26 protein-coding genes and 1 tRNA gene are annotated in these 20,664 nt (G+C 41.0%); 24 read left to right on the top strand and 3 right to left on the bottom strand.

Annotation, left to right across the window (positions count from 1 at the left end):
- The first annotated feature begins 13 nt into the window (after positions 1-13).
- Together corA and BUB93_RS05050 are read left to right on the top strand one after the other, a co-directional pair.
- Positions 14-982 (top strand): magnesium/cobalt transporter CorA, encoded by a 969-nt coding sequence (corA, locus tag BUB93_RS05055; protein WP_073269996.1) that lies wholly within the window; start codon positions 14-16, stop codon positions 980-982.
- A gap of 19 nt (positions 983-1,001) precedes the next feature.
- Positions 1,002-1,325, top strand: coding sequence for a DUF190 domain-containing protein (locus BUB93_RS05050; protein WP_073269995.1), 324 nt, complete (start codon positions 1,002-1,004; stop codon positions 1,323-1,325).
- A gap of 75 nt (positions 1,326-1,400) precedes the next feature.
- On the opposite strand, the gene BUB93_RS05045 is transcribed toward BUB93_RS05050, so the two are convergent.
- A complete protein-coding gene (locus BUB93_RS05045) occupies positions 1,401-1,790 on the bottom strand; it encodes an arsenate reductase ArsC (RefSeq protein ID WP_073269994.1) in 390 nt (129 codons plus the stop codon).
- A gap of 13 nt (positions 1,791-1,803) precedes the next feature.
- Entirely contained in the window at positions 1,804-2,187 is a 384-nt protein-coding gene (locus tag BUB93_RS05040; RefSeq protein ID WP_073269993.1) for an ArsR/SmtB family transcription factor, read from the bottom strand.
- Between the two features lie 226 nt (positions 2,188-2,413).
- Here BUB93_RS05040 and BUB93_RS05035 point away from each other — a divergent pair, with 226 nt between their 5' ends.
- The 8 genes from BUB93_RS05035 (at position 2,414) to BUB93_RS05000 (ending at position 10,250) form a co-directional block, all read left to right on the top strand.
- Positions 2,414-3,085, top strand: coding sequence for a hypothetical protein (locus BUB93_RS05035; protein WP_073269992.1), 672 nt, complete (start codon positions 2,414-2,416; stop codon positions 3,083-3,085).
- Between the two features lie 165 nt (positions 3,086-3,250).
- Positions 3,251-4,714 carry an NAD(P)/FAD-dependent oxidoreductase gene (locus BUB93_RS05030; protein ID WP_073269991.1) on the top strand — a complete coding sequence of 488 codons (1,464 nt, stop codon included), beginning with the start codon at positions 3,251-3,253 and terminating at the stop codon, positions 4,712-4,714.
- On the top strand, positions 4,696-5,949 hold the full coding sequence (locus tag BUB93_RS05025; RefSeq protein WP_073269990.1) for an NAD(P)/FAD-dependent oxidoreductase: 1,254 nt from the start codon (positions 4,696-4,698) through the stop codon (positions 5,947-5,949). Before BUB93_RS05030 ends, BUB93_RS05025 begins: the two co-directional genes overlap by 19 nt.
- 1 nt (position 5,950) lies before the next feature.
- Positions 5,951-6,307, top strand: a complete 357-nt coding sequence (locus BUB93_RS05020; protein ID WP_143159062.1) for a DUF1667 domain-containing protein — start codon at positions 5,951-5,953, stop codon at positions 6,305-6,307.
- 145 nt (positions 6,308-6,452) lie between these two features.
- Complete coding sequence (locus BUB93_RS05015; protein ID WP_073269989.1) at positions 6,453-8,084, top strand: diguanylate cyclase domain-containing protein; 1,632 nt, start codon at positions 6,453-6,455, stop codon at positions 8,082-8,084.
- 117 nt (positions 8,085-8,201) lie between these two features.
- Positions 8,202-8,300, top strand: coding sequence for a flagellar basal body rod C-terminal domain-containing protein (locus BUB93_RS11555; protein WP_073269988.1), 99 nt, complete (start codon positions 8,202-8,204; stop codon positions 8,298-8,300).
- Between the two features lie 166 nt (positions 8,301-8,466).
- Positions 8,467-9,012, top strand: a complete 546-nt coding sequence (gene pyrR / locus BUB93_RS05005; protein ID WP_073269987.1) for a bifunctional pyr operon transcriptional regulator/uracil phosphoribosyltransferase PyrR — start codon at positions 8,467-8,469, stop codon at positions 9,010-9,012.
- Positions 9,009-10,250, top strand: a complete 1,242-nt coding sequence (locus BUB93_RS05000; protein ID WP_073269986.1) for a uracil-xanthine permease family protein — start codon at positions 9,009-9,011, stop codon at positions 10,248-10,250. Before pyrR ends, BUB93_RS05000 begins: the two co-directional genes overlap by 4 nt.
- Positions 10,251-10,339: 89 nt before the next feature.
- Here the strand turns inward: BUB93_RS05000 and BUB93_RS04995 are convergent, their stop codons facing one another.
- On the bottom strand, positions 10,340-10,534 hold the full coding sequence (locus tag BUB93_RS04995; RefSeq protein ID WP_073269985.1) for a DUF1858 domain-containing protein: 195 nt from the start codon (positions 10,532-10,534) through the stop codon (positions 10,340-10,342).
- Between the two features lie 154 nt (positions 10,535-10,688).
- On the opposite strand from BUB93_RS04995, the gene BUB93_RS04990 reads away from it, so the two are divergent.
- The 14 genes from BUB93_RS04990 to rsxC all read left to right on the top strand — a co-directional run bounded on the left by BUB93_RS04990 (position 10,689) and on the right by rsxC (position 20,662).
- On the top strand, positions 10,689-10,952 hold the full coding sequence (locus tag BUB93_RS04990) for an HPr family phosphocarrier protein (RefSeq protein WP_073269984.1): 264 nt from the start codon (positions 10,689-10,691) through the stop codon (positions 10,950-10,952).
- Positions 10,953-11,087: 135 nt separating this feature from the next.
- Positions 11,088-11,258 carry a DUF896 domain-containing protein gene (locus BUB93_RS04985; protein WP_073269983.1) on the top strand — a complete coding sequence of 57 codons (171 nt, stop codon included), beginning with the start codon at positions 11,088-11,090 and terminating at the stop codon, positions 11,256-11,258.
- 10 nt (positions 11,259-11,268) lie between these two features.
- Entirely contained in the window at positions 11,269-12,681 is a 1,413-nt protein-coding gene (locus tag BUB93_RS04980) for an aminopeptidase (protein ID WP_073269982.1), read from the top strand.
- 12 nt (positions 12,682-12,693) lie between these two features.
- Positions 12,694-13,287 carry a dephospho-CoA kinase gene (gene coaE / locus BUB93_RS04975; RefSeq protein ID WP_073269981.1) on the top strand — a complete coding sequence of 198 codons (594 nt, stop codon included), beginning with the start codon at positions 12,694-12,696 and terminating at the stop codon, positions 13,285-13,287.
- An 84-nt stretch (positions 13,288-13,371) separates the two neighbouring features.
- Positions 13,372-13,458 (top strand) — tRNA-Leu (locus BUB93_RS04970).
- Positions 13,459-13,508: 50 nt separating this feature from the next.
- On the top strand, positions 13,509-14,189 hold the full coding sequence (gene lipB, locus BUB93_RS04965; RefSeq protein WP_073269980.1) for a lipoyl(octanoyl) transferase LipB: 681 nt from the start codon (positions 13,509-13,511) through the stop codon (positions 14,187-14,189).
- Positions 14,182-15,045 (top strand): lipoyl synthase, encoded by an 864-nt coding sequence (lipA, locus tag BUB93_RS04960; protein WP_073269979.1) that lies wholly within the window; start codon positions 14,182-14,184, stop codon positions 15,043-15,045. The genes lipB and lipA overlap by 8 nt, the downstream gene beginning before the upstream one ends.
- Before the next feature lie 123 nt (positions 15,046-15,168).
- Positions 15,169-15,519: a hypothetical protein gene (locus tag BUB93_RS04955; protein ID WP_073269978.1), complete on the top strand. Its 351-nt coding sequence runs from the start codon at positions 15,169-15,171 to the stop codon at positions 15,517-15,519.
- The gene (locus tag BUB93_RS04950; RefSeq protein WP_073269977.1) at positions 15,512-15,934 is read left to right on the top strand and encodes an ATP-binding protein; all 423 of its coding nucleotides are present in this window, start codon (positions 15,512-15,514) and stop codon (positions 15,932-15,934) included. Before BUB93_RS04955 ends, BUB93_RS04950 begins: the two co-directional genes overlap by 8 nt.
- 14 nt (positions 15,935-15,948) lie before the next feature.
- Complete coding sequence (locus BUB93_RS04945; protein ID WP_073269976.1) at positions 15,949-17,295, top strand: [Fe-Fe] hydrogenase large subunit C-terminal domain-containing protein; 1,347 nt, start codon at positions 15,949-15,951, stop codon at positions 17,293-17,295.
- The gene (locus tag BUB93_RS04940; protein ID WP_143159061.1) at positions 17,295-17,627 is read left to right on the top strand and encodes a DRTGG domain-containing protein; all 333 of its coding nucleotides are present in this window, start codon (positions 17,295-17,297) and stop codon (positions 17,625-17,627) included. Before BUB93_RS04945 ends, BUB93_RS04940 begins: the two co-directional genes overlap by 1 nt.
- 2 nt (positions 17,628-17,629) lie before the next feature.
- The gene (locus BUB93_RS04935) at positions 17,630-18,373 is read left to right on the top strand and encodes a PHP domain-containing protein (RefSeq protein ID WP_073269974.1); all 744 of its coding nucleotides are present in this window, start codon (positions 17,630-17,632) and stop codon (positions 18,371-18,373) included.
- A gap of 47 nt (positions 18,374-18,420) precedes the next feature.
- Entirely contained in the window at positions 18,421-18,966 is a 546-nt protein-coding gene (locus BUB93_RS04930) for an ATP-binding protein (protein ID WP_073269973.1), read from the top strand.
- A 364-nt stretch (positions 18,967-19,330) separates the two neighbouring features.
- Positions 19,331-20,662, top strand: a complete 1,332-nt coding sequence (gene rsxC, locus BUB93_RS04925; RefSeq protein ID WP_073269972.1) for an electron transport complex subunit RsxC — start codon at positions 19,331-19,333, stop codon at positions 20,660-20,662.
- Positions 20,663-20,664 lie beyond the last annotated feature (2 nt).

Below are 20,664 nucleotides of genomic sequence, written 5' to 3'. Positions count from 1 at the left end.
GTGGGGGATAAAGGTGATTAAGATTACCGCGTTTACATATGAAAACGAGCTGATGGAAGTTTACGGAGATATAGAAAATCTGAATAGGGATAAAATAAAATGGTTTTGGGCGGATTTTGATGATCCAAGTGAAGAAGAGTCAGGTAAATTGACCAGCTATTTTGGTTTTCATCACCTGTCTGTGGAGGATTGCTTTCATTGGCTTCAAAGACCCAAGGTGGATTTTTACGATGGCTACACCTTCTTCGTGCTCCACACCATCAATCCTGAAAGCTTAAGTCCCATAGAGGTAAATCTATTTATTGGTCAAGACTACATAGTCTCATTTCATAGAGAGCCTCTTCTTCGTGAAGTTGAAGAAGTTAAAAAGGAACTTTATTCAAGCGAGGTTGAGCTGTGGGAGGAAGGGAATATATATGTGACATATCTGCTTATGGATAAAATAGTGGACATGTATTTTCCGGCTATTTACAAACTGGAAGATGGCCTCAAAGAATTTGACGATGTGGATAAGGAGAGCCTGAACAAGAGTGGCATTGAAAGGCTATTTGGCATAAGGGGCGATATTTTAAAGTTGCTGCGGATTGTTAATTCTATGAGGGATCTTGTTTACAGAATTTTAAACTCTCCTCATTTGAGACGTTTTTCCAGCAACGAGATGTATTTTGAGGACATCCACGATCACCTGCTGAGATTGTCTGAAACCTTGGAGGCAAACAGGGAGATAACGTCTGACATCAGAGACAGTTTCCTATCCATCAACTCAAACAGAATGAATCGTGTAATGACCTTGCTTACCATTATAACCACCATTTTTATACCTGTAACATTCATTGCAGGAGTATATGGAATGAATTTTAGAAATATGCCTGAGCTCAACCATCCATATGCCTACTACATAGTATTGTTGTTGATGGCTCTTATTGGAATTTTTATGTTCATATGGTTTAAAAAGAAGGGTTGGTTCGATTTATATAAATAATTAATTAGGGGGAGATCCAATGACTCATGCAAACGGAAGGCTTTTAAAGATTTTCATAGGAGAATCTGAAATGTATAAACATGAAGCTTTGTACCATGCCATAATCAAAAAGTTAAAGGAAAACGGAATGGCTGGAGCAACAACCATTAGAGGAGTGGAGGGCTTTGGGGCTCATAATATCAAGCACAAAAAGGCCATAGACGTGCTGTCCGGAGACTTGCCGATTCTGATAGAGGTTATAGACTCGCCGGAAAAAATCGATGAAATAATAGACATAGTCAAGCCTATGGTCAAAGAAGGACTAATGGCAATTATAAATGGTGTAGAGATAGTAAAAAAATAAGTGGGCAGAGGCGGGCCCCAATGCCCGCCTTCACTGCTCACTTGTTTTTTATAGCCAACCAACTACCGCAACAGATTATCTTTCATTTTCAATCAGCTCTAGTACCTTTGCTTTTATCAAATCCCTTGTATTCCTGAAATCTTCAATAGGACCACCGGATGGATCATCAAGCCCCCAGTCTTCTCTATGGCTGCAGGGTATGAAAGGGCACTCTACATTACAGCCCATGGTTATAAGGTAATCCACATCTGAAGGGATTTCGTCAAGGAGTTTGGGTCTGAGCTCGCTTGTATCAACTCCGTCTTCTTCTAATACCTTCAAAGCTAAGGGTTTAACCTCCGGATATTTTTCTGTTCCTGCAGAATAAGCTTCAAATACATCGCTTCCCAGGTGCTTCATCAACGCCTCTGCCATCTGTGAGCGGCAGGAATTGTGAACGCATATAAATGCTACTGTTTTTTTCATGCAAAGTCCTCCATTATTTTGTATTTAGATTGCTCATAACATCAGATGGGTTTTTGCGAAGATCCACACAAGTGAACTTGCTGCTTTTATAGGCATACAGCTTTGCTGAATCCTCACTGAAATCTGCGTTTGCAAACTTGTCTTTTAAATACGAAATGAGATTGGCGTTTTCTTCTGCAAATCCGGGATCTACGCTGTAATAAATCCACTGGGCGTCTTTTCTGGATGTGATAAGCCTAGTGCTTTTTAATTTATTCAAATGCCTAGATACATTGGATTGGTTCAAGCCTAGCACAGATTCGATCTCACATACGCACAGCTCTCCATGAATTAGCAAATTGAAGATCCTGAGCCTGTTTTCATCTCCCAATGCCTTGAAAATATCAACTAGTTCCATATTAACTCCTCCGATATGATTATATAATCATATACTAGCATTTTCAACGAGATATCGCAAGAAGTTTTAAGGAAAAGTTACCCCAATGTTCTTTAAGGGGAAAAGGGTGTATCAAAAATGTATCATAGGTGTAAATATATGTAATGTTTCTTAAAATCACTTGGTTTTAAGAGATATATGATATAAGCTGATAGCATTAATCTGATTTTTGAGAGGAGCTCATGCTTTGCATAAGAAATCGAAGCAGTTACTTTTGGTTATTATGTTGTTGGTTGCATCAACCCTGCTTTGGGGCTGCGTGAACGGTGAATACACTTATGAGGAAAGAAGTGGGAACCTTGCAGAGCTAAAGCGCCACGGAGTGTCCTATGGTCAGGTTGTTGAAAAAATATTTCCTGAATTGATGGAAAAATACACGAGTGAAGAAAAAGCTGAACTCGAATTTTACAGATACGACATTGAAAAAGATTCTGTGGCAGTATATCTTGAAGCTTACAAAAAAGGAGATACCGAATTTTTAGAGACTGAAGATCCTGTGGATTTTAATCTGGGGGTTTACAGCTGTCCGGTAAATAGTCATGTTTTTGAAGATATAGATCCTAAAATCAAGTTTCTTTTCCAGAGAGAATCTGAAGAGTTTATGATGTTCAGTTACGAATATGCCAACGAAGAGCAATTTATAAGGATTCATGTATCAGACGAACCCATCGAAGATTACGGGCAAGTAAATGGTAGGACAATCGTCAGATATGATACTGATATCATGCTGTGGAGCACGGGAAATCTCGACCACTACTGGATAGCAACGGATTCAGAATACTATTTGGTCAAGGTGTTAGGAGATGTTCCGGAAGAAACTTTAGACCTTGTATTCTATAGAGTAATAAATTTTTGGTAAAAAAGCTTGCAGTATGAATCGACAAGTGATATACTCTAGGCAAATGAATATTTAGTGCCAGTGAAAAAGTGTAGGCCGTATCAGACAATTATCTTTGTAATTGTTTGTTGCGGTCTTTTTGTATTCAAAATTTGATTTTCAACAAACCAAAAAGGAGTGTTTAAAATGTACGACGTTTCAATTATCGGAGCAGGAGTTGTAGGATGCGCTATAGCCAGGGAGTTATCGAAGTACAATTTGAAAGTAGCTGTCATAGAAAAGGACAGCGATGTAAGCAATGGAACAAGCAAAGCAAATAGCGGAATCGTTCACGGAGGATACGATGCAACACCGGGAACTTTGAAAGCAAAGCTATGTGTCAAGGGAAACCAGATGTTTAAAGAATTAGATAACGAGCTTAAATTCGGATACAACAAATGCGGATCTTACGTATTGGCTTTCGATGAAGAAGACCACAAGGAAATACTAAAGCTGTATGAAAAGGGATTGGAAAACGGCGTGCAAAACATGTCTATCGTCAATAAATCATTTGTTTTGGCAAACGAGCCTAACGTAAATCCAGAAGTCTATTCAGCGCTTTTCTGTGGAAACTCAGGAGTGATATCCCCATTTGAATTCGCGGTAGCATTGGCTGAAAACGCAGCGGATAACGGAGTAGAATTTCTTTTGGAAACTCCTGTGACAGGGATAGAAGAAATAGACGGTCATTACATAATTAAAAGCAACGACAAAAAAATCAGAACTAAATACGTTATAAACAGCGCAGGACTTTTCAGCGATGAGATAGCAAAGATGTCAGGCATGGATGACTACAACATCACTCCGAGAAAGGGAGAATACCTGCTGTTTGACAAGGATATAGGGGGATTGGTAAAATCAGTGCTTTTCCAAACGCCCAAGGAAGGTTCCAAAGGGACATTGGTAACCCCTACATACCACGGAAACCTCATGATAGGTCCCAATGCAAAGCATGTATACGACAAGGAAGACATGTTCACCACCAAGGAAGGCTTGAAAGAAGTATCAGATAATGCTAAAAAATCGGTACCTAAAATTGATATGGGCAAAGTCATAACACAATTTGCCGGACTGAGATCTTCAATGGAGCAATACGATTTTATAATAGAAGAGACAAAAAAAGGCTTCGTAAATCTTGTTGGAATCGATTCTCCAGGGCTTACATCATCCCCGGCTATCGCCTTGGAAGTGATGGAAATTTTGGATCGATCGGGGCTGGAGCTTTCTGAAAAGAAAAATCATATATCATATCGTACGCCATATATAAGGATGGACCATATGACCAATGAAGAAATCAACGAACTGATAGCCCAGGATGGGAGCTTCGGAAAAATAGTGTGCAGATGCGAAAGCATATCAGAGGGAGAAATATTGGATGTTATTCAAAGATCGATACCTATTAAATCGATAGATGCCATAAAGAGAAGGGCAAGGGCAACTATGGGAAGATGTCAAGGAGGATTTTGTACTCCGAAAGTTATGGATATAATGTGCAGAGAGCTGGGCTTGGAGATGACGGAGATAAACAAAAGTGAAAAAGGCTCTTATATATTATCGGGTAAAACCCAAAAAGCAGAAAGGGGTAATAAAAAATGGTCTATGAACTTATAGTAGTCGGCGGGGGCCCGGCGGGGCTAGCTGCGGCTTTGAAAGCATACGATGAAGGTGTCAAGGATATCTTGATAATTGAAAGAGATTACGTTCTGGGTGGGATTTTAAACCAGTGCATACACAATGGTTTCGGTCTTCACAAGTTCAAGGAAGAGCTGACTGGTCCTGAATACAGTGAAAAATATATAGAAAGACTGAAAGACACGACTATAAAAGTAAAAACCGAAACGATGGTGCTGAAAGTGACAGAGGATCGTGAAGTCCATACTTTGAACGAAAAGGATGGATTCCAGGTTATCAAAGCAAAGAGTCTTATACTGGCGATGGGGTGTAGAGAAAGAACAAGGGGTGCAATAAATATAGCAGGGGCAAGGCCGTCGGGGGTATTTACAGCCGGCACAGCCCAGAGATTCATTAACCTGGAAGGTTATATGCCGGGCAAAGAAGTGGTAATACTTGGTTCAGGAGATATAGGGCTTATCATGGCGAGGCGAATGACTTTGGAAGGGGCCAAAGTCAAATGCGTGCTGGAGCTTATGCCTTACTCCAATGGCCTTACAAGGAACATAGTCCAGTGTTTGGACGATTACGACATACCGCTTAGGTTAAGCCATACTGTCGTTTCGGTGCACGGGGATAAAAGGTTAGAAGGAATAACTGTTGCAAAAGTGGACGAAAACCTTCAGATAATTGAAGGAACCCAAGAGTATATATCTTGTGATACCCTTTTGCTATCGGTAGGATTGATACCAGAAAACGAGCTTTCAAACGTATGCAATATAGAAATCGACAAAATAACAAAAGGACCGGTCGTATCCGATACTAGAGAGACTTCCAAAAAAGGAATATTCGCTTGCGGAAACGTGCTTCACGTACACGATCTTGTGGATTATGTATCTGAAGAAGCGGAAATCGCAGCGATAGGTGCCGCAAAATTCATTAAAAATACAGTATCAGAACAAAAATCCATAACCACCAAAGGGCAAAATGGGGTGACATATGTGGTTCCACAAAAGCTGGGTCTTGCAGACGAGGATAAAATCGTAAAGATGTACCTTAGGGTAAATAAAGTATACGACAACAGTAAGATAAAAGTGACAGCCGGTGGCGTGGAGATAGCCAGTAAAAAATATGACAGATTAATTCCTGGAGAAATGGCAAGCATAAATCTAAGCAAGTCCAAGCTAAAGGGAATTGATATTGAAGAAGTCGTATTTGAAGTGGAGGGTGCATAAAATGGGTGAAATCAAAAAATATACATGCGTAGTATGTCCAAAAGGATGCAGCTTGTTGGTCGAAAAGACAAAAGACGAAATCATCGTGACAGGGCAAAAGTGTCCCCGAGGCGTAGTGTACGGAAAGACTGAAATGACCGATCCGAGAAGGGTCATCACATCTACAGTGGCAGTGGCCGGAGGCAAGGAGCCTATAACTTCTGTCAAAACCACTGCAGGGGTTCCAAAAGCACAGATATTTGATGTTATGAGCACTATAAACAGCGTTCATCTAAAATCTCCTTGCAAAAGGGGAGACGTTATAATAAAAAACATCAACGGTACAGGAGCAGATCTAGTAGTAACCCGCAGCTGCTAATACTAAATACCATATACTTCTCAAAAAGGAAAATTCGGATTGTAATTATTTGCAATCCGAATTTTCCTTTTTGATATTTTTAGCAAATTGATAAAAAATGTGATAAAATATACAAAGGTGTTTCACGATGTTGGGAGGAATCTGTTTGAATATACTATCACTGTTGTCATTTGGATGTTTTGTATGTTTTCTGTTTTTAATAATATATTCAATAAATGAAAATAAAAGTAAAATACTAAAAGTTTATGCTGTACTCGTGTGTGGGAGCTTGGGATTATGGGCATTTGCCTACTCATTTTTTTATACTGCGCCTACGAAAGAAAGCGCGTGGTTTTGGCATAGAATCGGAGTGTTTGGGGGTATAGCATTTCCGGTTTTCGTTTTCGTGCTCTTCATGATACAGACGGGAAATGACAAAAAGATTACAAAGATTTGGCAATGGATGGTTCTGTATCTGATTCCTGTAGGTCTTCTTATCGTGAGTCTCGCCACATCTAATACCATTGTTGCGGTGGACCTGATTCAAAGCACAAGCGGATTTGGATGGACTTATATAAATAAGCCTGAGAATACATTGTTTTGGGCATATCTGCTCTATATAACATCTTATTTGGGCGTGGGCTTATTTGTTCTCTGGAGCTGGGGAAACAAGGCTGAGTACTACAATCAAAAAAAACAGTCACATGCGATATTGTTCTCTGATATCATAGTGCTTTTAATTGGAGGGACAACAGATCTGCTCATGCCTATGATAAATGACTATTTTCCGCCAATAGCAAATATCGGGCTCGTGGTTTTTATATACGGTATTTGGATAAGCATTAAAAGATATAATATACTAGAAACTTCATCAGTGGCGGCCTCTGACGTCATTTTAGACACCATCATGGATCCGGTGATACTCATGGACAGGGAAGGCAAAATCGTAAGATGCAATAATTCCACCTGCGCTCTGTTGGATTATGCAAAAAATGAGCTGGTGGGGAAAAACGTCTTAGATCTGCTGGACGAAAACAGCAGAAGGTATATTAATGCTCAGATAAAAAGGCTGCTTAAGAAAAAGAGCGTATCGGGAAGAGAATTTGTTCTAATAAAAAAAGACGGAACAAAAGTGCACACGGTCGTATCTGCATCCGTAGCTGAAGATAAAATGAAGGGTTTTTTAGGTATTGTTGCCACGTATCACGATATAACTGCAAGAAAACAGATAGAGCAAGAACTCTTGGAAAATAACAGAAGGTACAAGATGCTAGCTGATGAGCTTTATAATGCGGCCAATTTCGACGCGTTGACAAACCTGCCGAACAGAAGACATTTTTTCCGAAATGCTGTGACATTCATAGACGATTTCAACGAATATGGGACAGACTTTGGGGCGATTTACATAGACCTAAATGATTTTAAAATCATAAACGACACCTACGGCCACAACAAAGGCGATCAAGTATTGATCAAGGCTGCACAGAGAATGTTGGGTTTTATAGGCAACGGGGATATACTGGCAAGAATAGGAGGAGATGAATTCATCATGCTTCTGGGAGGAGTTGAGAATGAAAATCAAGTAATGGACAAGGCGGATAAGATCAAAAAATCCTTTGGTAAAGGAATCGAACTTGGTAACAAGACATATTCCTTGGGGGCATCAGTTGGATATTCGATATATTCAAGAGCGGGTAGCATCGATGATTTGATAAAAAAAGCGGACAGCAGAATGTATGAAGATAAGCTAAAAGAGTGTAAGAGCTACTTGCTGCGGGAAGAAGCGAGAAAAGCATAGAAGCATAAAATGCTGTCCGTACACTGCTTGCCTTTGTACAACTCTTCAGAAGACGAAGCTTTTTTAATCGATTAGGCAAAGAATGCTTGAGGGCTCGAATGTGAACATGGGAAAACCATGGCGGAAATGATAGTCACACAGAGGGTATACCAAGTAAATGCAAAATCAGTGACAACTGCGGATGATATGCTGGATGTTATAAATACAATGGTGTAGGATGACGATATATCTTTACAGGCTTTAATTTTTAATGTAAACTATATTAAGGAATTTACCTTTAATTTGGTCCTGTGAGGCTGGCAAGGTGATGCATATTTTGTTTGCGCGAATCTTTTTACCATGCCGTAGAAAGATTTTTTTTGCGCCGAAAGAGGTGAGATACATGTCGAACATTATTGAAATTATGGATTCAAGCGCTTTAAACAGGGCGATAACCCGAATATCCCATGAGATCGTGGAGAAGAATAAAGGAACAAAGGATCTCGTCATCTTAGGCATAAAAACAAGAGGAATGCCAATAGCAAAGAGAATTGCTGCCAACATAGAATCCTTTGAAAGCTCCAAGGTTGAGCTTGGATCGGTGGATATCACCGAGTACAGGGACGACAGAGCCAAGGAGGAAAACGGCATATTAAGAAGCCGCATCGATCTGGAGGTAAAGGACAAAAACGTAGTATTGGTGGATGATGTTATTTATACCGGCAGAACATGCAGAGCAGCAATAAACGCGGTAATGGATGCAGGAAGGCCACAAAAAATACAGCTTGCGGTAATAGTTGACAGAGGTCATAGGGAGCTCCCCATAAGACCCGATTATACCGGCAAAAACGTACCTACTTCCCGGGAAGAAATGATTCATGTCTTGCTTAAGGAGCAAGATGGAAAAGACGTGGTCATATTGACCAAATTTGAAGGAGGAGAAGAATGAATACTATCAGCAGAGGCAAAAAAGCAGTTTTAGGTTTTCAGCACCTTTTAGCAATGTTTGGCGCTACAGTCCTAGTGCCTATTCTTACAGGGCTGGATACTTCAGTAGCCCTCTTGAGCGCAGGGTTGGGGACTTTGATTTTTCATTATATTACAGGAAGAAAGGTGCCGGTATTTTTAGGTTCTAGTTTTGCATTTATAGGTGCTCTGGCAATGACATTGTCCCAATACGGAATTGGGGCTGTCAAGGGTGGAGTCATTGGAGCAGGAATAGTTTATATAATCATGTCACTGATAATTCAAGTTGCAGGGGCGGACAAGGTTAGATCCTTTTTCCCACCAATCGTTACCGGACCGGTCATCATTGTTATCGGGCTTAGATTAAGTCCGGTAGCCCTCAGTATGGCGGGATATTCCTACGACGCAGCCACGCAAACAGGCACGGTAGATCCCCTTTCCATACTAATTGCTTCTATAGTAATACTAACAATGATAGCGGTATCGATTTTTGCAAAGGGGTTCTTCAAGCTAGTGCCCATACTTATATCAGTAATCGTAGGCTATATTGCAGCAAGCCTGATGGGAGTCGTAGATTTCAGCAATATATCCCAGGCGGGATGGTTTGGAATGTCCCAAGGCTCATGGCAGAGCATAACGACGATGCCGGAGTTCAACATGGCGGGGATTACAGCAATAGCTCCTATAGCAATGGTAATATTCATAGAGCACTTTGGGGATATAGTCACAAACGGATCGGTTGTAGGCAAGGATTTCTTTAAGGATCCGGGAGTTCATAAGACCATGCTCGGTGATGGACTTGCAACGATTGTTGCGGGAATTCTAGGAGGACCTGCAAATACTACTTACAGTGAGAATACGGGAGTATTGGCTGTAACTAAGGTATACGATCCGTCGGTTTTAAGAATTGCAGCTGTATTTGCCGTGATACTAAGCATGATTGGAAAGTTTGGAGCTTTGATCAACTCGATACCAACTGCGGTCATGGGTGGAGTCAGCATAATTCTTTTCGGAATGATCGCAAGCGTTGGCGTAAGGACCATGGTTGAAGCAAAACTTGATTTTGCCCACAGCAGGAACCTTATAATCGCGTCATTGATATTGGTTGCGGGAATTGCAATTGACAACATCTTCATAGGTGGGACACTGTCAGTTTCAGGACTGGCCATAGCCGCATTTTTAGGCATAGTTCTAAACAAGTTATTGCCTGGAGATATATAGGTATAAGATATAACTTATAAAAAAGTACACCTCAGTTACTAGCTTGCAGCTAATACCTGGGTGTACTTTATTTTTGTTGAGATTAAAGCTTACTTTGCAACTTCGTTTAAAGCTTCTAGCAATACATCTACATCGATTCCGTGTGCTGCGGCACCTTGCTCGATGTTTTCAAATCTTGCAGCCATGCACCCGAAGCAATGCATTCCAAATCTTTGAAAAACGTCAACGGTTTCCGGAAAATTGTTAACCGCGGACATGATATCCATATCTTTTGTGATTTTCATTGCTGTTCACCTCCAAATTCATGTTTATATTATACCACAGTACGATAAAATTGAAATATCGATATTAAATTTTCAATAAATATTTGATAAAATTTAAATAACATGTATAATTAAGATAGCGTTAAAAGCGACATATTTCCAAAGGGGTGGTGTAATGGTTTGCAAAAGCGTGGTGGTTACCAACAAGCTAGGTCTTCATGCAAGGCCGGCGTCTAAGTTTGTTGAGCTAGCCAACAGATTCAAAAGTGATATTTATATAAAAAAAGACACTGCCACAGTCAGTGCGAAGAGTATAATGGGTGTTATGGTTTTAGGGGTTGACAAAGGAACAGAGATAATAATCGAAGCCAGCGGTTCGGACGAGGAAGAAGCACTAAATGCTTTGTGCGCGTTAGTTGAATCCGAATTTGAAGGTTGATAAAAGGATAGTCAAGGTTGATTTAAACCAAGCCTCAAGGAAAGGGTGCTTGGTTTTTGTGCGTAAATAAGGTTGTTATTTAAAAAAAACTCCAATATGGTATAATATTAAGATAAAATATTTCGGAGGAACGATATGTTAAGCGAAGATAAAATAAAAAGAATCAACGAGCTGGCAAGCAAAAAAAAGGCATCAGGGCTTACGGAAGAAGAAGCCAAGGAGCAAAAGCAATTGAGGGAAGAATATCTTGAAAATTTCAGAAAAAATTTCAAACAACAGTTGGACAATATTGAAATAGTCGATTAGGGGGCGGATTATGGAAACAGATAAATTAAAACTTAAAAGGCAGAGCCTAAACGTCTGGGATATGTTGAAGGGCGAAAAAGACGATGCGTTTATGTTCTGTGACGGTTATAAGCTCTTTTTAGATAAGAGCAAGACGGAAAGAGAGGCTGCAGAGCATATAACGGCTCTGGCGGAAAAAGAAGGGTTTAAATCCATAGACCATTATATTGATAACAAGCTGACATTAAAGCCTGGAGATAAAGTATATTCGCTATACAAGGGCAAACAGGTAGTGATGTTCAAAATGGGAAGAGTGAATCCGGAAAAAGGATTCTTGATGGTTGGGTCCCATATTGATGCACCTAGGCTTGATTTGAAACAATCTCCCTTATACGAAGACGGCAAACTCAGTTTTTTCAAGACCCATTATTACGGTGGAATCAAGAAGTATCAATGGATAACAACGCCACTGGCAATCCACGGAACGATAATTAAAGAAGATGGGAATGCAATAAAAGTCTCCATTGGAGAAGATGAAAAGGATCCGGTGTTTTTTATCACCGATCTGCTCCCCCATTTATCAAAGGACATGATGGTTAAAAAATTGGGTGATGCTGTAGAAGGTGAAATGTTAAACCTTCTAATAGGAAGCATTCCGTTCGAAGACAAGGAAGAAAAGGAACGATTCAAGTACAACATCCTGTTGCTGCTTCATGAAAAATACGGCATCATAGAGGAGGATTTCACATCTGCCGAGCTTGAAGTAGTGCCTGCGGGACAAGCCCGTGATGCAGGCATGGACAGAAGCATGGTAGGTGGATATGGTCAAGACGACAGGGTTTGCGCGTATACTTCCCTAAAGGCGATTTTTGACGCAGAAAATCATAAGAAGTCTATATTCGCGATATTTGCGGATAAAGAAGAAATAGGAAGCGTGGGAGATACGAGCATGAGCTCGAAATTTTTCGAAAATTTTGTGTATGAAATATTAAGCCTCACTGAAGATAAAAATCCGGACATGGCAATTAGAAGATCTCTTCAAAACTCGAAGTTTCTTTCCGCAGATGTCAATGCTGCCGTGGACCCTAATTTTGCAAATACTCATGATAAATACAATGCTGTCTATCTCGGAGAAGGGGTTGCCATAACCAAGTATACAGGGGTCAGGGGCAAAAGCTCCAGCAACGATGCTCATGCAGAATTCATGGCTGAGATTAGAAGACTTTTAAATAAAAACAAAATATTGTGGCAGGTAGGTGAACTTGGAAAAGTGGATATGGGCGGAGGCGGAACGATAGCTTTCATCCCGGCAGCTTTTGGAATGGATGTAATAGATTGTGGAATCGGGCTACTTAGCATGCATTCCCCGTGGGAAATCTCTTCGAAAGGCGATATTTACATGTTATATAAGGCCTTCAAGGCTTTTTATGAAAGCGACATGTAGCGGAGTAACCATATGAAGATCATAGGAATTACCGGAGGGATAGGAACAGGCAAAAGCTCGGTGTCTAAAATATTCAGGGAAGATCTCAATATAGACGTAATCGATGCGGATGAACTTGCAAGAAAAGCTGTGGAACCCGGGTCGGAAGGGCTTAAGATGATAGAAGAGCATTTCGGCCGGGGTGTAATTAATGCAGACGGATCATTAAACCGCAAAGTCTTGGGAGACGTGGTTTTTCAAGATGAAATCAAAAGGAAGATTTTAAATTCAATAGTGCATCCAGAGGTGGACAGGCTATACAAGATCCAGCTGGCAAGATGTGAAAAGATGGGAGTGGGACATGTGGCATATGATTGTCCCCTCCTCATAGAGGCATCCCTCATGGACAGTGTGGACGTAGTGGTTTTAGTCAGAGCTTCAAGGGAGAATCAGCTTCAAAGGATCATGGATAGAAATGAATTTTCCCTCGAGGAGGCTATCCGAAGAGTGGATGCACAGATGTCGGGGGATGAGAAGGAAAGATGCGCCGATATAGTTATATGGAATGACGGCACATTAGAGGAATTAAGAGAAGGAGTTTTTTTGATGTGGCGTAATTTATTTTAAAATAGGCTTGTCAATTCCAGAGTTTGAGTTTATAATATTTCTTGTACCTTAAAGCCGTGAGGCTAAGTATTATAGATTTACTGTGCGAGGGTGGCGGAACTGGCAGACGCGCATGCTTGAGGGGCATGTGGAAGAAATTCCGTGGGGGTTCAAGTCCCCCCCTTCGCACCATTTTTTTACCCAAAGACTGGTAAAATTTACATAATAAAGGAGCAAACCACATGGAGATGAACTTACTTGATTTAGGATTGACAGAATATGGACCGTGCCTTGAGTTGCAAAAAAAGATAAGGGAGCTTCGTGAAAACGAGCTCATTAAAGATACCCTGATACTTACTGAACACAAGCCGGTGATAACGCTAGGCTGCAGGGGAAATGACGAACATATACTAGCCGGCAAGGAATTGCTTGAGAGCATGGGGATAGGAATACATTCAAGCAACCGGGGTGGAGATGTTACATATCACGGCCCGGGACAGATCGTAGGTTATCCTATAATCAATCTAAAAAAAGCTAACATAAGCGCCAAAGACTATCTTGATAATCTGCTGGAGATATTCATTCAACTTTTAAAAAACGAATACAACATAAACGCTCATAAAGAAAACAAGGAATATACAGGCGTATGGATAGGCAAAGAAAAGATCACCGCAATCGGCATACATGTAAAGCACATGGTAACCATGCATGGCTTTGCGTACAACGTGAGCACCAATATGGAGCATTTCAAACTGATAAATCCCTGTGGATTGACAGACAGAACACCGGTATCCTTAGAAATGCTCACGGGTAAAAAAATATCAATGACGGATGCAAAAAAACAGGTGGTGGAGTACTTTAAAAAAGTATTTGACGCCACTTTTGAAGATATTACATTAAGTGAGGTAGAAAAACATGTCTGATACAAAAAGAGAAGTAAAGCCGGATTGGCTAAAAATTCCCTTCAGGAAAACAGGTCATTCAGAAGAGGTTGAAAAGCTGCTAAAGGACCTGGGGCTTAATACTGTTTGCGATGAGGCGAACTGCCCGAACAGAGGCGAATGCTTTAGTAAAAAGAGAGCAACTTTTATGATACTGGGCAGCATATGTACAAGAAACTGTACCTTCTGCAATGTTTCCAAAGGAGAACCGGGGCATGTGGACCCAATGGAACCAGTCAACATCGGCAAGGCTATAAAAGAAATGAAGATGAAACATGTGGTAATAACATCCGTTACCAGGGATGACCTTCCTGACGGAGGCTCAGGGCATTTTGCAAAGGTTATCGAAGAAATCAAAAAAAGAGATACGGATGTCATCGTAGAGGTATTGATACCGGACTTTGAAGGATCATATGAGGATCTGAAAACAGTAGTAGAGGCCAATCCTCATATAATCAATCACAACCTTGAAACAGTGCCGGAGCTTTATGATGAGGTGCGTCCCATGGCAGAGTATGAAAGAAGTCTTGAGCTTTTGAAGAGAGTTAAGGGTATGGATCCTGAAATCTATACAAAATCGGGAATAATGCTTGGCCTTGGAGAGAAAAAACACCAAGTCTTGAAGGTTCTAGAGGATTTGAAAAATGTTGGCTGTGATTTTGTGACGATAGGGCAATATTTAAGACCATCCCAAAACCACCACGAAGTTGTAGAGTTCGTGCACCCGGACGTATTCGAAGAGTACAGGCTGATTGCACTGGATATGGGATTTAAGTATGTAGCGTCTTCACCCTTTGTAAGAAGCTCGTACAATGCAGAGGAAGCACTGGGTAAATAAGCTGAATAACGCAAAGCACCCTAACATACAGTATCGCAAGTTGAAAGCCTTGCCAATTTGCCTATTGTGTTAAATACTTAACTCAGTTACAATATAGGTATACCTATATTTGGGAGGAAACTTATGAAGATACATGAAATTAAAAATATTTTAGATGCAGAAATTCTGTGCGGAGAAGACAAGCTCAGTGACGAAATTTCGCTAGCTTGCGGCTGCGACCTAATGAGCGATGTTCTTAGGTTTGCCAAAGAGGACGTAGTCCTGTTGACTGGGCTTACGAATATTCATGTTCTTAAGACTGCAGAAATGGCAAATATCCAATATCTCGTTTTCGTGAGGGATAAAACCCCTGCAGTGGAGATGGTTCAGGAGGCGGATGAACTGGACATGGTGATTATGAAAACCAGGCTGCCTTTGTATGAAGCATGCGGCAAGCTTTACAAGGAAGGACTTGGAGATAGATTCTATGAATAGCATCTATGAAATGGACTACCAAGTTGGAAGCAGAGACTTTGCTGCCGCCGGTGATGCTTCAAGAAGCATAAAAAGGACTCTGCAACAAATTGGAGTGGACACCTCCGTAGTGCGGAGAATCGCTATCGCATCTTATGAGGCGGAGATGAATATTGCAATCCACTCAAAAGGTGGAAAGATGTGTCTAAGCGTCAACTCCGACAAGGTCGTAGTATCAACTGAGGACTTTGGGCCGGGAATTGAAAACGTTGAACTGGCGATGACGGAAGGCTGGTCGACGGCAACGGCTGAAATCCGGGAGATGGGTTTTGGAGCAGGTATGGGCCTTCCAAACATGAAAAAATGCGCTGACGAATTCTTTATTGAGTCAAAAATATCTGAAGGAACCAAAATAAAAATGATATTTAAATTATGAAGATGGTGATTCAAATGAATAACGAATACTACCACTCGGTGGTTTTGGATAAGAGCAAATGCAAGGGATGCACCACTTGCCTTAGAAATTGTCCTACCCAGGCAATAAGAGTAAGGAAGGGAAAGGCGACGATAATCAAGGAAAGATGCATAGACTGTGGGGAGTGCATAAGGGTATGCCCTTATCATGCCAAAAATGCAGTCACAGATAAACTTGATATACTTAAAAACTACAAGTATACCGTAGCTTTGCCTGCTCCGACCACTATTGCACAATTTAAAAAGAAAATCAGCATAAACAGGATACTTACTGCCTTGAAGGAAATCGGATTTGACGAGGTTCAGGAAGTTGCATACGGAGCTGAAATAGTTGGAGAGGCACTTAAATACGAGCTGATGGAAAAGGACGTAAAAAAGCCTCTGATATCATCTGCATGTCCTGCTGTAGTGAGAATGATACAGGTAAGGTTTCCCGAGTTGATACCAAATCTAGTTCACCTGGAATCTCCAATGGAGGTTACGGCAAGGTTGGTGCGCCGCAGGCTCAAGAAGGAGAAGGGACTTAAAGACGAAGACATAGGTTTGATCTTTATAACCCCCTGTGCAGCCAAGGCAACTACAATTCACAGCTACATACCCTGGGACAACAGCCTTTCCAGCATAGATGCATCTATATCCATATCGGAGATTTATCCCGAAATACTGGACCGGATCGACAAAGTTGAAGAAGAAAATCTTCAACACTCTACAGGCAGAGGCCTCATATGGGCCCACACCGGTGGAGAATCCAGCTATATTTCTGATAAACAGATAATAAACGTAGATGGAATCCATAATGTAATCAGCGTTTTGGAGGAAATCGAAAACGGGCGCTTGAGAGAGCTGGATTTCTTCGAAGGCCTGGCCTGCATAGGAGGTTGCGTAGGAGGGTGTCTTACAGTCGAGAATACTTTTATTGCAAAAAAGAGAATCATGGACAGATTCTCGGAAAAAAAGACCGGAGAAAACGATATTACCGATGAGATGATAATGAAGGCTTACAAATCCGGATCGCTGAACAGGGAAGGCGAGATATTTCCGATGCCTGAAACTCCCCTTGATTCTGATATCCAGGAATCTATTAAGAAAATGGAGACAATGGATAAGATCGAAAATACATTGCCGGGCATCGACTGTGGCTCATGCGGAGCTCCGGGGTGCAGGGCGTTGGCTGAAGACATAGTAAGGGGGCAGGCAAGCGAGGTTGACTGCATCTTCGTGCTTAGGGAGGCCATCAACGAGCTTTCAAAGCTAATGTATGACCTGTCCGAAAAAGTAGTGCCGGTTATGAAAGACAAAGAAGAGGATGAAAGGGATGATTGATGTTGACTGTTAAAGAACTGTTGGAAACCAAAAAATTCAATTTGGAAAACGAAGGGGTGGATCTTGAAAAATCCATCGAGAATGTATACATAGGAGATTTGTTGAGCTGGGTAATGTCTCATGCAAATAAAAAATGCGCTTGGATTACCGTTCAGACACATATGAACATAGTGGCAGTGGCAGTTTTATTGGAAATGAGCTGCATCATATTGCCGGAGGACCTTAAACCGGATGAAAATACTGCAAAGAAAGCACTGGAGGAAGACATACCGATTTTTAGCACTTCTCTTGATGCATATGAAATTGCCTGCCTGTTTAAAGACGCGATTTAATCATGGATTTAAAAGCATTCGCAGTGGACCTGCATATACATTCGTGCTTGTCGCCTTGCGGCGATTTAGATATGACGCCTAATAACATCGTCAACATGTCGTTGCTGAAGGGGCTTGATGCAATAGCCGTTGCAGACCACAACAGCGGAAGGAATCTTCCGGCAGTGGCAAAAGTAGCGAGGAAATCAGGGCTTACATTGGTTCCGGGAATAGAAGTCAACACAAAAGAGGAAATTCATGCTCTGGCATATTTCAACAGAGTTGAGGACGCTATGGAGCTTGGGGAGCATCTTTATAAAAAGCTTCCTGATATAAAAAATGACGAGAAGCTTTTTGGGCAGCAATTGGAATTAAATGAGTTTGACGAAGAATCAGGCAAAGTGGATAAACTGTTGATAAACGCAGTGGATATAACCATTAACCGCTTGGATGAATTAGTCAAAGGCCTAGGCGGCATAATCGTTCCAGCTCATATCGACAGAAGGAGCTTCAGTATTGTTTCAAATTTGGGATTCATACCTGATGAGCTTGATATCAAAACAGTGGAACTGTCATCAATGTATAAAAAGGGACAGAATCCTTTAATTGATATGATTGCGGCGAAATACAGGATATTAAGATCATCTGATGCCCACTACCTTCACCAGATACTTGAAAGGGAATTTTTCATGCACCTAGATGAAAATACCCCTGAAGCAATTATTGGGAAGTTAAAAGAGGGAAAGCAGAAAGCAGAAGACCTTTAAAGGCTACATGAAATACTTGAATCTTACAATTTAAAAGGTGTGATTAAATGAAAGAACTGTCACTTCACATAATGGATATCGTGGAAAACTCCATACGAGGAGAGGCGAGCCTCATAAAACTGTCTATAAACGAAGATATAGACAAAAACCTATTAAGGATCAGAATCGTAGACAATGGCAAGGGAATACCTAAGGATGTTTTGGAGAATGTGAAAAATCCCTTTGTCACCAGTCGGACTACCAGACCTGTGGGCCTGGGCATTTCATTGTTTGAAGCCGCTGCAAAACAGTGTGAAGGAAGCTTGGACATATTGTCCAAGGTAGGTATCGGAACTGCAGTTAAGGTGAAATTTAAATACGATCATATCGATAGAGCTCCTTTGGGAGACATGCCTAAGACAATAACGTCTGTGGTCCTTGGGTTGAATGACGCGAATTTGATATATGAGCACACCTTTGGAGACAAAAAATTCATACTGGACACAAGAGAAATACGTAATATGATAGGAGAGAAGGTTCCCCTTGACAACATTCAGGTCGTCAGTTGGATTAAAAATCACGTTGAAGAAGAATTAAATGAACTTTGTTCTTGATGAACAAAGTTTTTTTATTATAATATGCAAAAGAACAAAATCCGGTTGAACAAGGCAGTGTCAAAACACCAAAATATGATGTTGTTTTTTTGATAGGGAGACTGCACATCGTTTACATTTTGTCATTTTAAAATCATAAAAGCGTACATTATTTCGAAAAAACAAAAGAATAGTCGGGATTAGGCAAAAAAAACTTTAAATATAGTGAAAAACACTTTATTTATTCAGCGCAATGTATTAGAATTAAAACAATCGGCTCATTATATGCGTCTTATAATTAACAAACACTAGGCGCAATAGTATGATATAATGTGAAAGTCGAAAAACTGTATACAATATTCATATAATGCGAGGTGTTTAAGAAATGGACATTAAACATTCAACTTTTAGAGGAGGGATACACCCACCTTATAGAAAAGAGTTGACGAAAGACAAACCGTTAAAATCAATAAGTCCCCCGGAGACCGTAGTGATACCGATGTCATTGCATATTGGAGCTCCTTGTAATCCAATAGTCAAAAAAGGAGACTTGGTAAAGAAGGGGCAAAAAATCGGTGAAGCCAGCGGATTTGTATCTGCGCCGATTCACGCCAGCGTTTCAGGACAGGTTGTGGCAGTGGAACCAAGGTTACACCCTAACGGTCAGAAGGTAATGTCGGTGGTCATTAAAAACGACATGGAAGAAACCTTGAGCGAAGAAGTTCAGCCAAAGGGAGAGGTGGATTCATTGTCCCCCCAGGAGATCAAAGACATAATCCTTGGCGCAGGAATCGTAGGCCTGGGAGGAGCGACTTTCCCCACCCATGTCAAATTATCTCCGCCACCGGATAAAAAAATTGATTACGTCGTAATAAATGCGGCGGAATGCGAGCCTTATCTGACTACGGATGATCATCTTATGAGAGATTTTCCGGAAAAAATCGTATATGGACTTAAGGCCATGATGAAGGTTCTAAGCGTGGAAAAGGGATACATAGGCATCGAGGACAACAAGCCTGAGGCCATTGAGGCGATTTACAATGCTATCGACGACAAAAACCAGATTGAGGTATATTCCCTTCATACTAAATATCCTCAAGGGTCTGAAAAGCAGCTTATAACAGCAGTCACCGGCAGAGAAGTTCCCTCAGGGGCACTGCCTATGGATGCCGGCGTAGTCGTTACAAACGTAGGTACCGCTTACGCTGTAAGTGATGCTATCAGAACGGGCATGCCTTTGATCGAAAGGGTAGTTACCGTTACAGGAAGCGCTATTAAAGATCCACAGACACTGGTTGCAAAGATAGGCACTTCTGTAAATCACTTGATTGAAGAATGCGGAGGCTTCTCCGAAGAACCGGCAAAGATCATAAACGGCGGACCCATGATGGGCGTAGCTCAATTTTCGACTGACATACCTGTCATAAAAGCGACATCGGGAATCCTATGTCTTAATAAAGCTGATGCTTTTATACCGGAACCTTCTCAATGTATAAGATGCGGCAAATGCGTTGGCGTTTGTCCGGTTAAGCTGCTCCCACTGTATCTTTCCGCATATTCGCTAAAAGGCGATTTCGAGAAATGTAAAAGCTATAATGCTCTTGATTGCATCGAATGCGGCAGCTGTTCATTTATATGTCCTGCTAAGCTAACCCTTGTATCGTCAATCAGAGTTGCAAAGCGGGAAATAATAGCCAGCAGCAGAAAAGGAAATTAGGA

The sequence above is a fragment of the Alkalibacter saccharofermentans DSM 14828 genome, from assembly GCF_900128885.1.
In the GTDB taxonomy this organism is placed as follows: Bacteria; Bacillota; Clostridia; order Eubacteriales; family Alkalibacteraceae; genus Alkalibacter; species Alkalibacter saccharofermentans.
The sequence above is the reverse complement of the archived record's forward strand: the minus strand, read 5'-3'. Positions and strand labels throughout refer to the sequence as shown.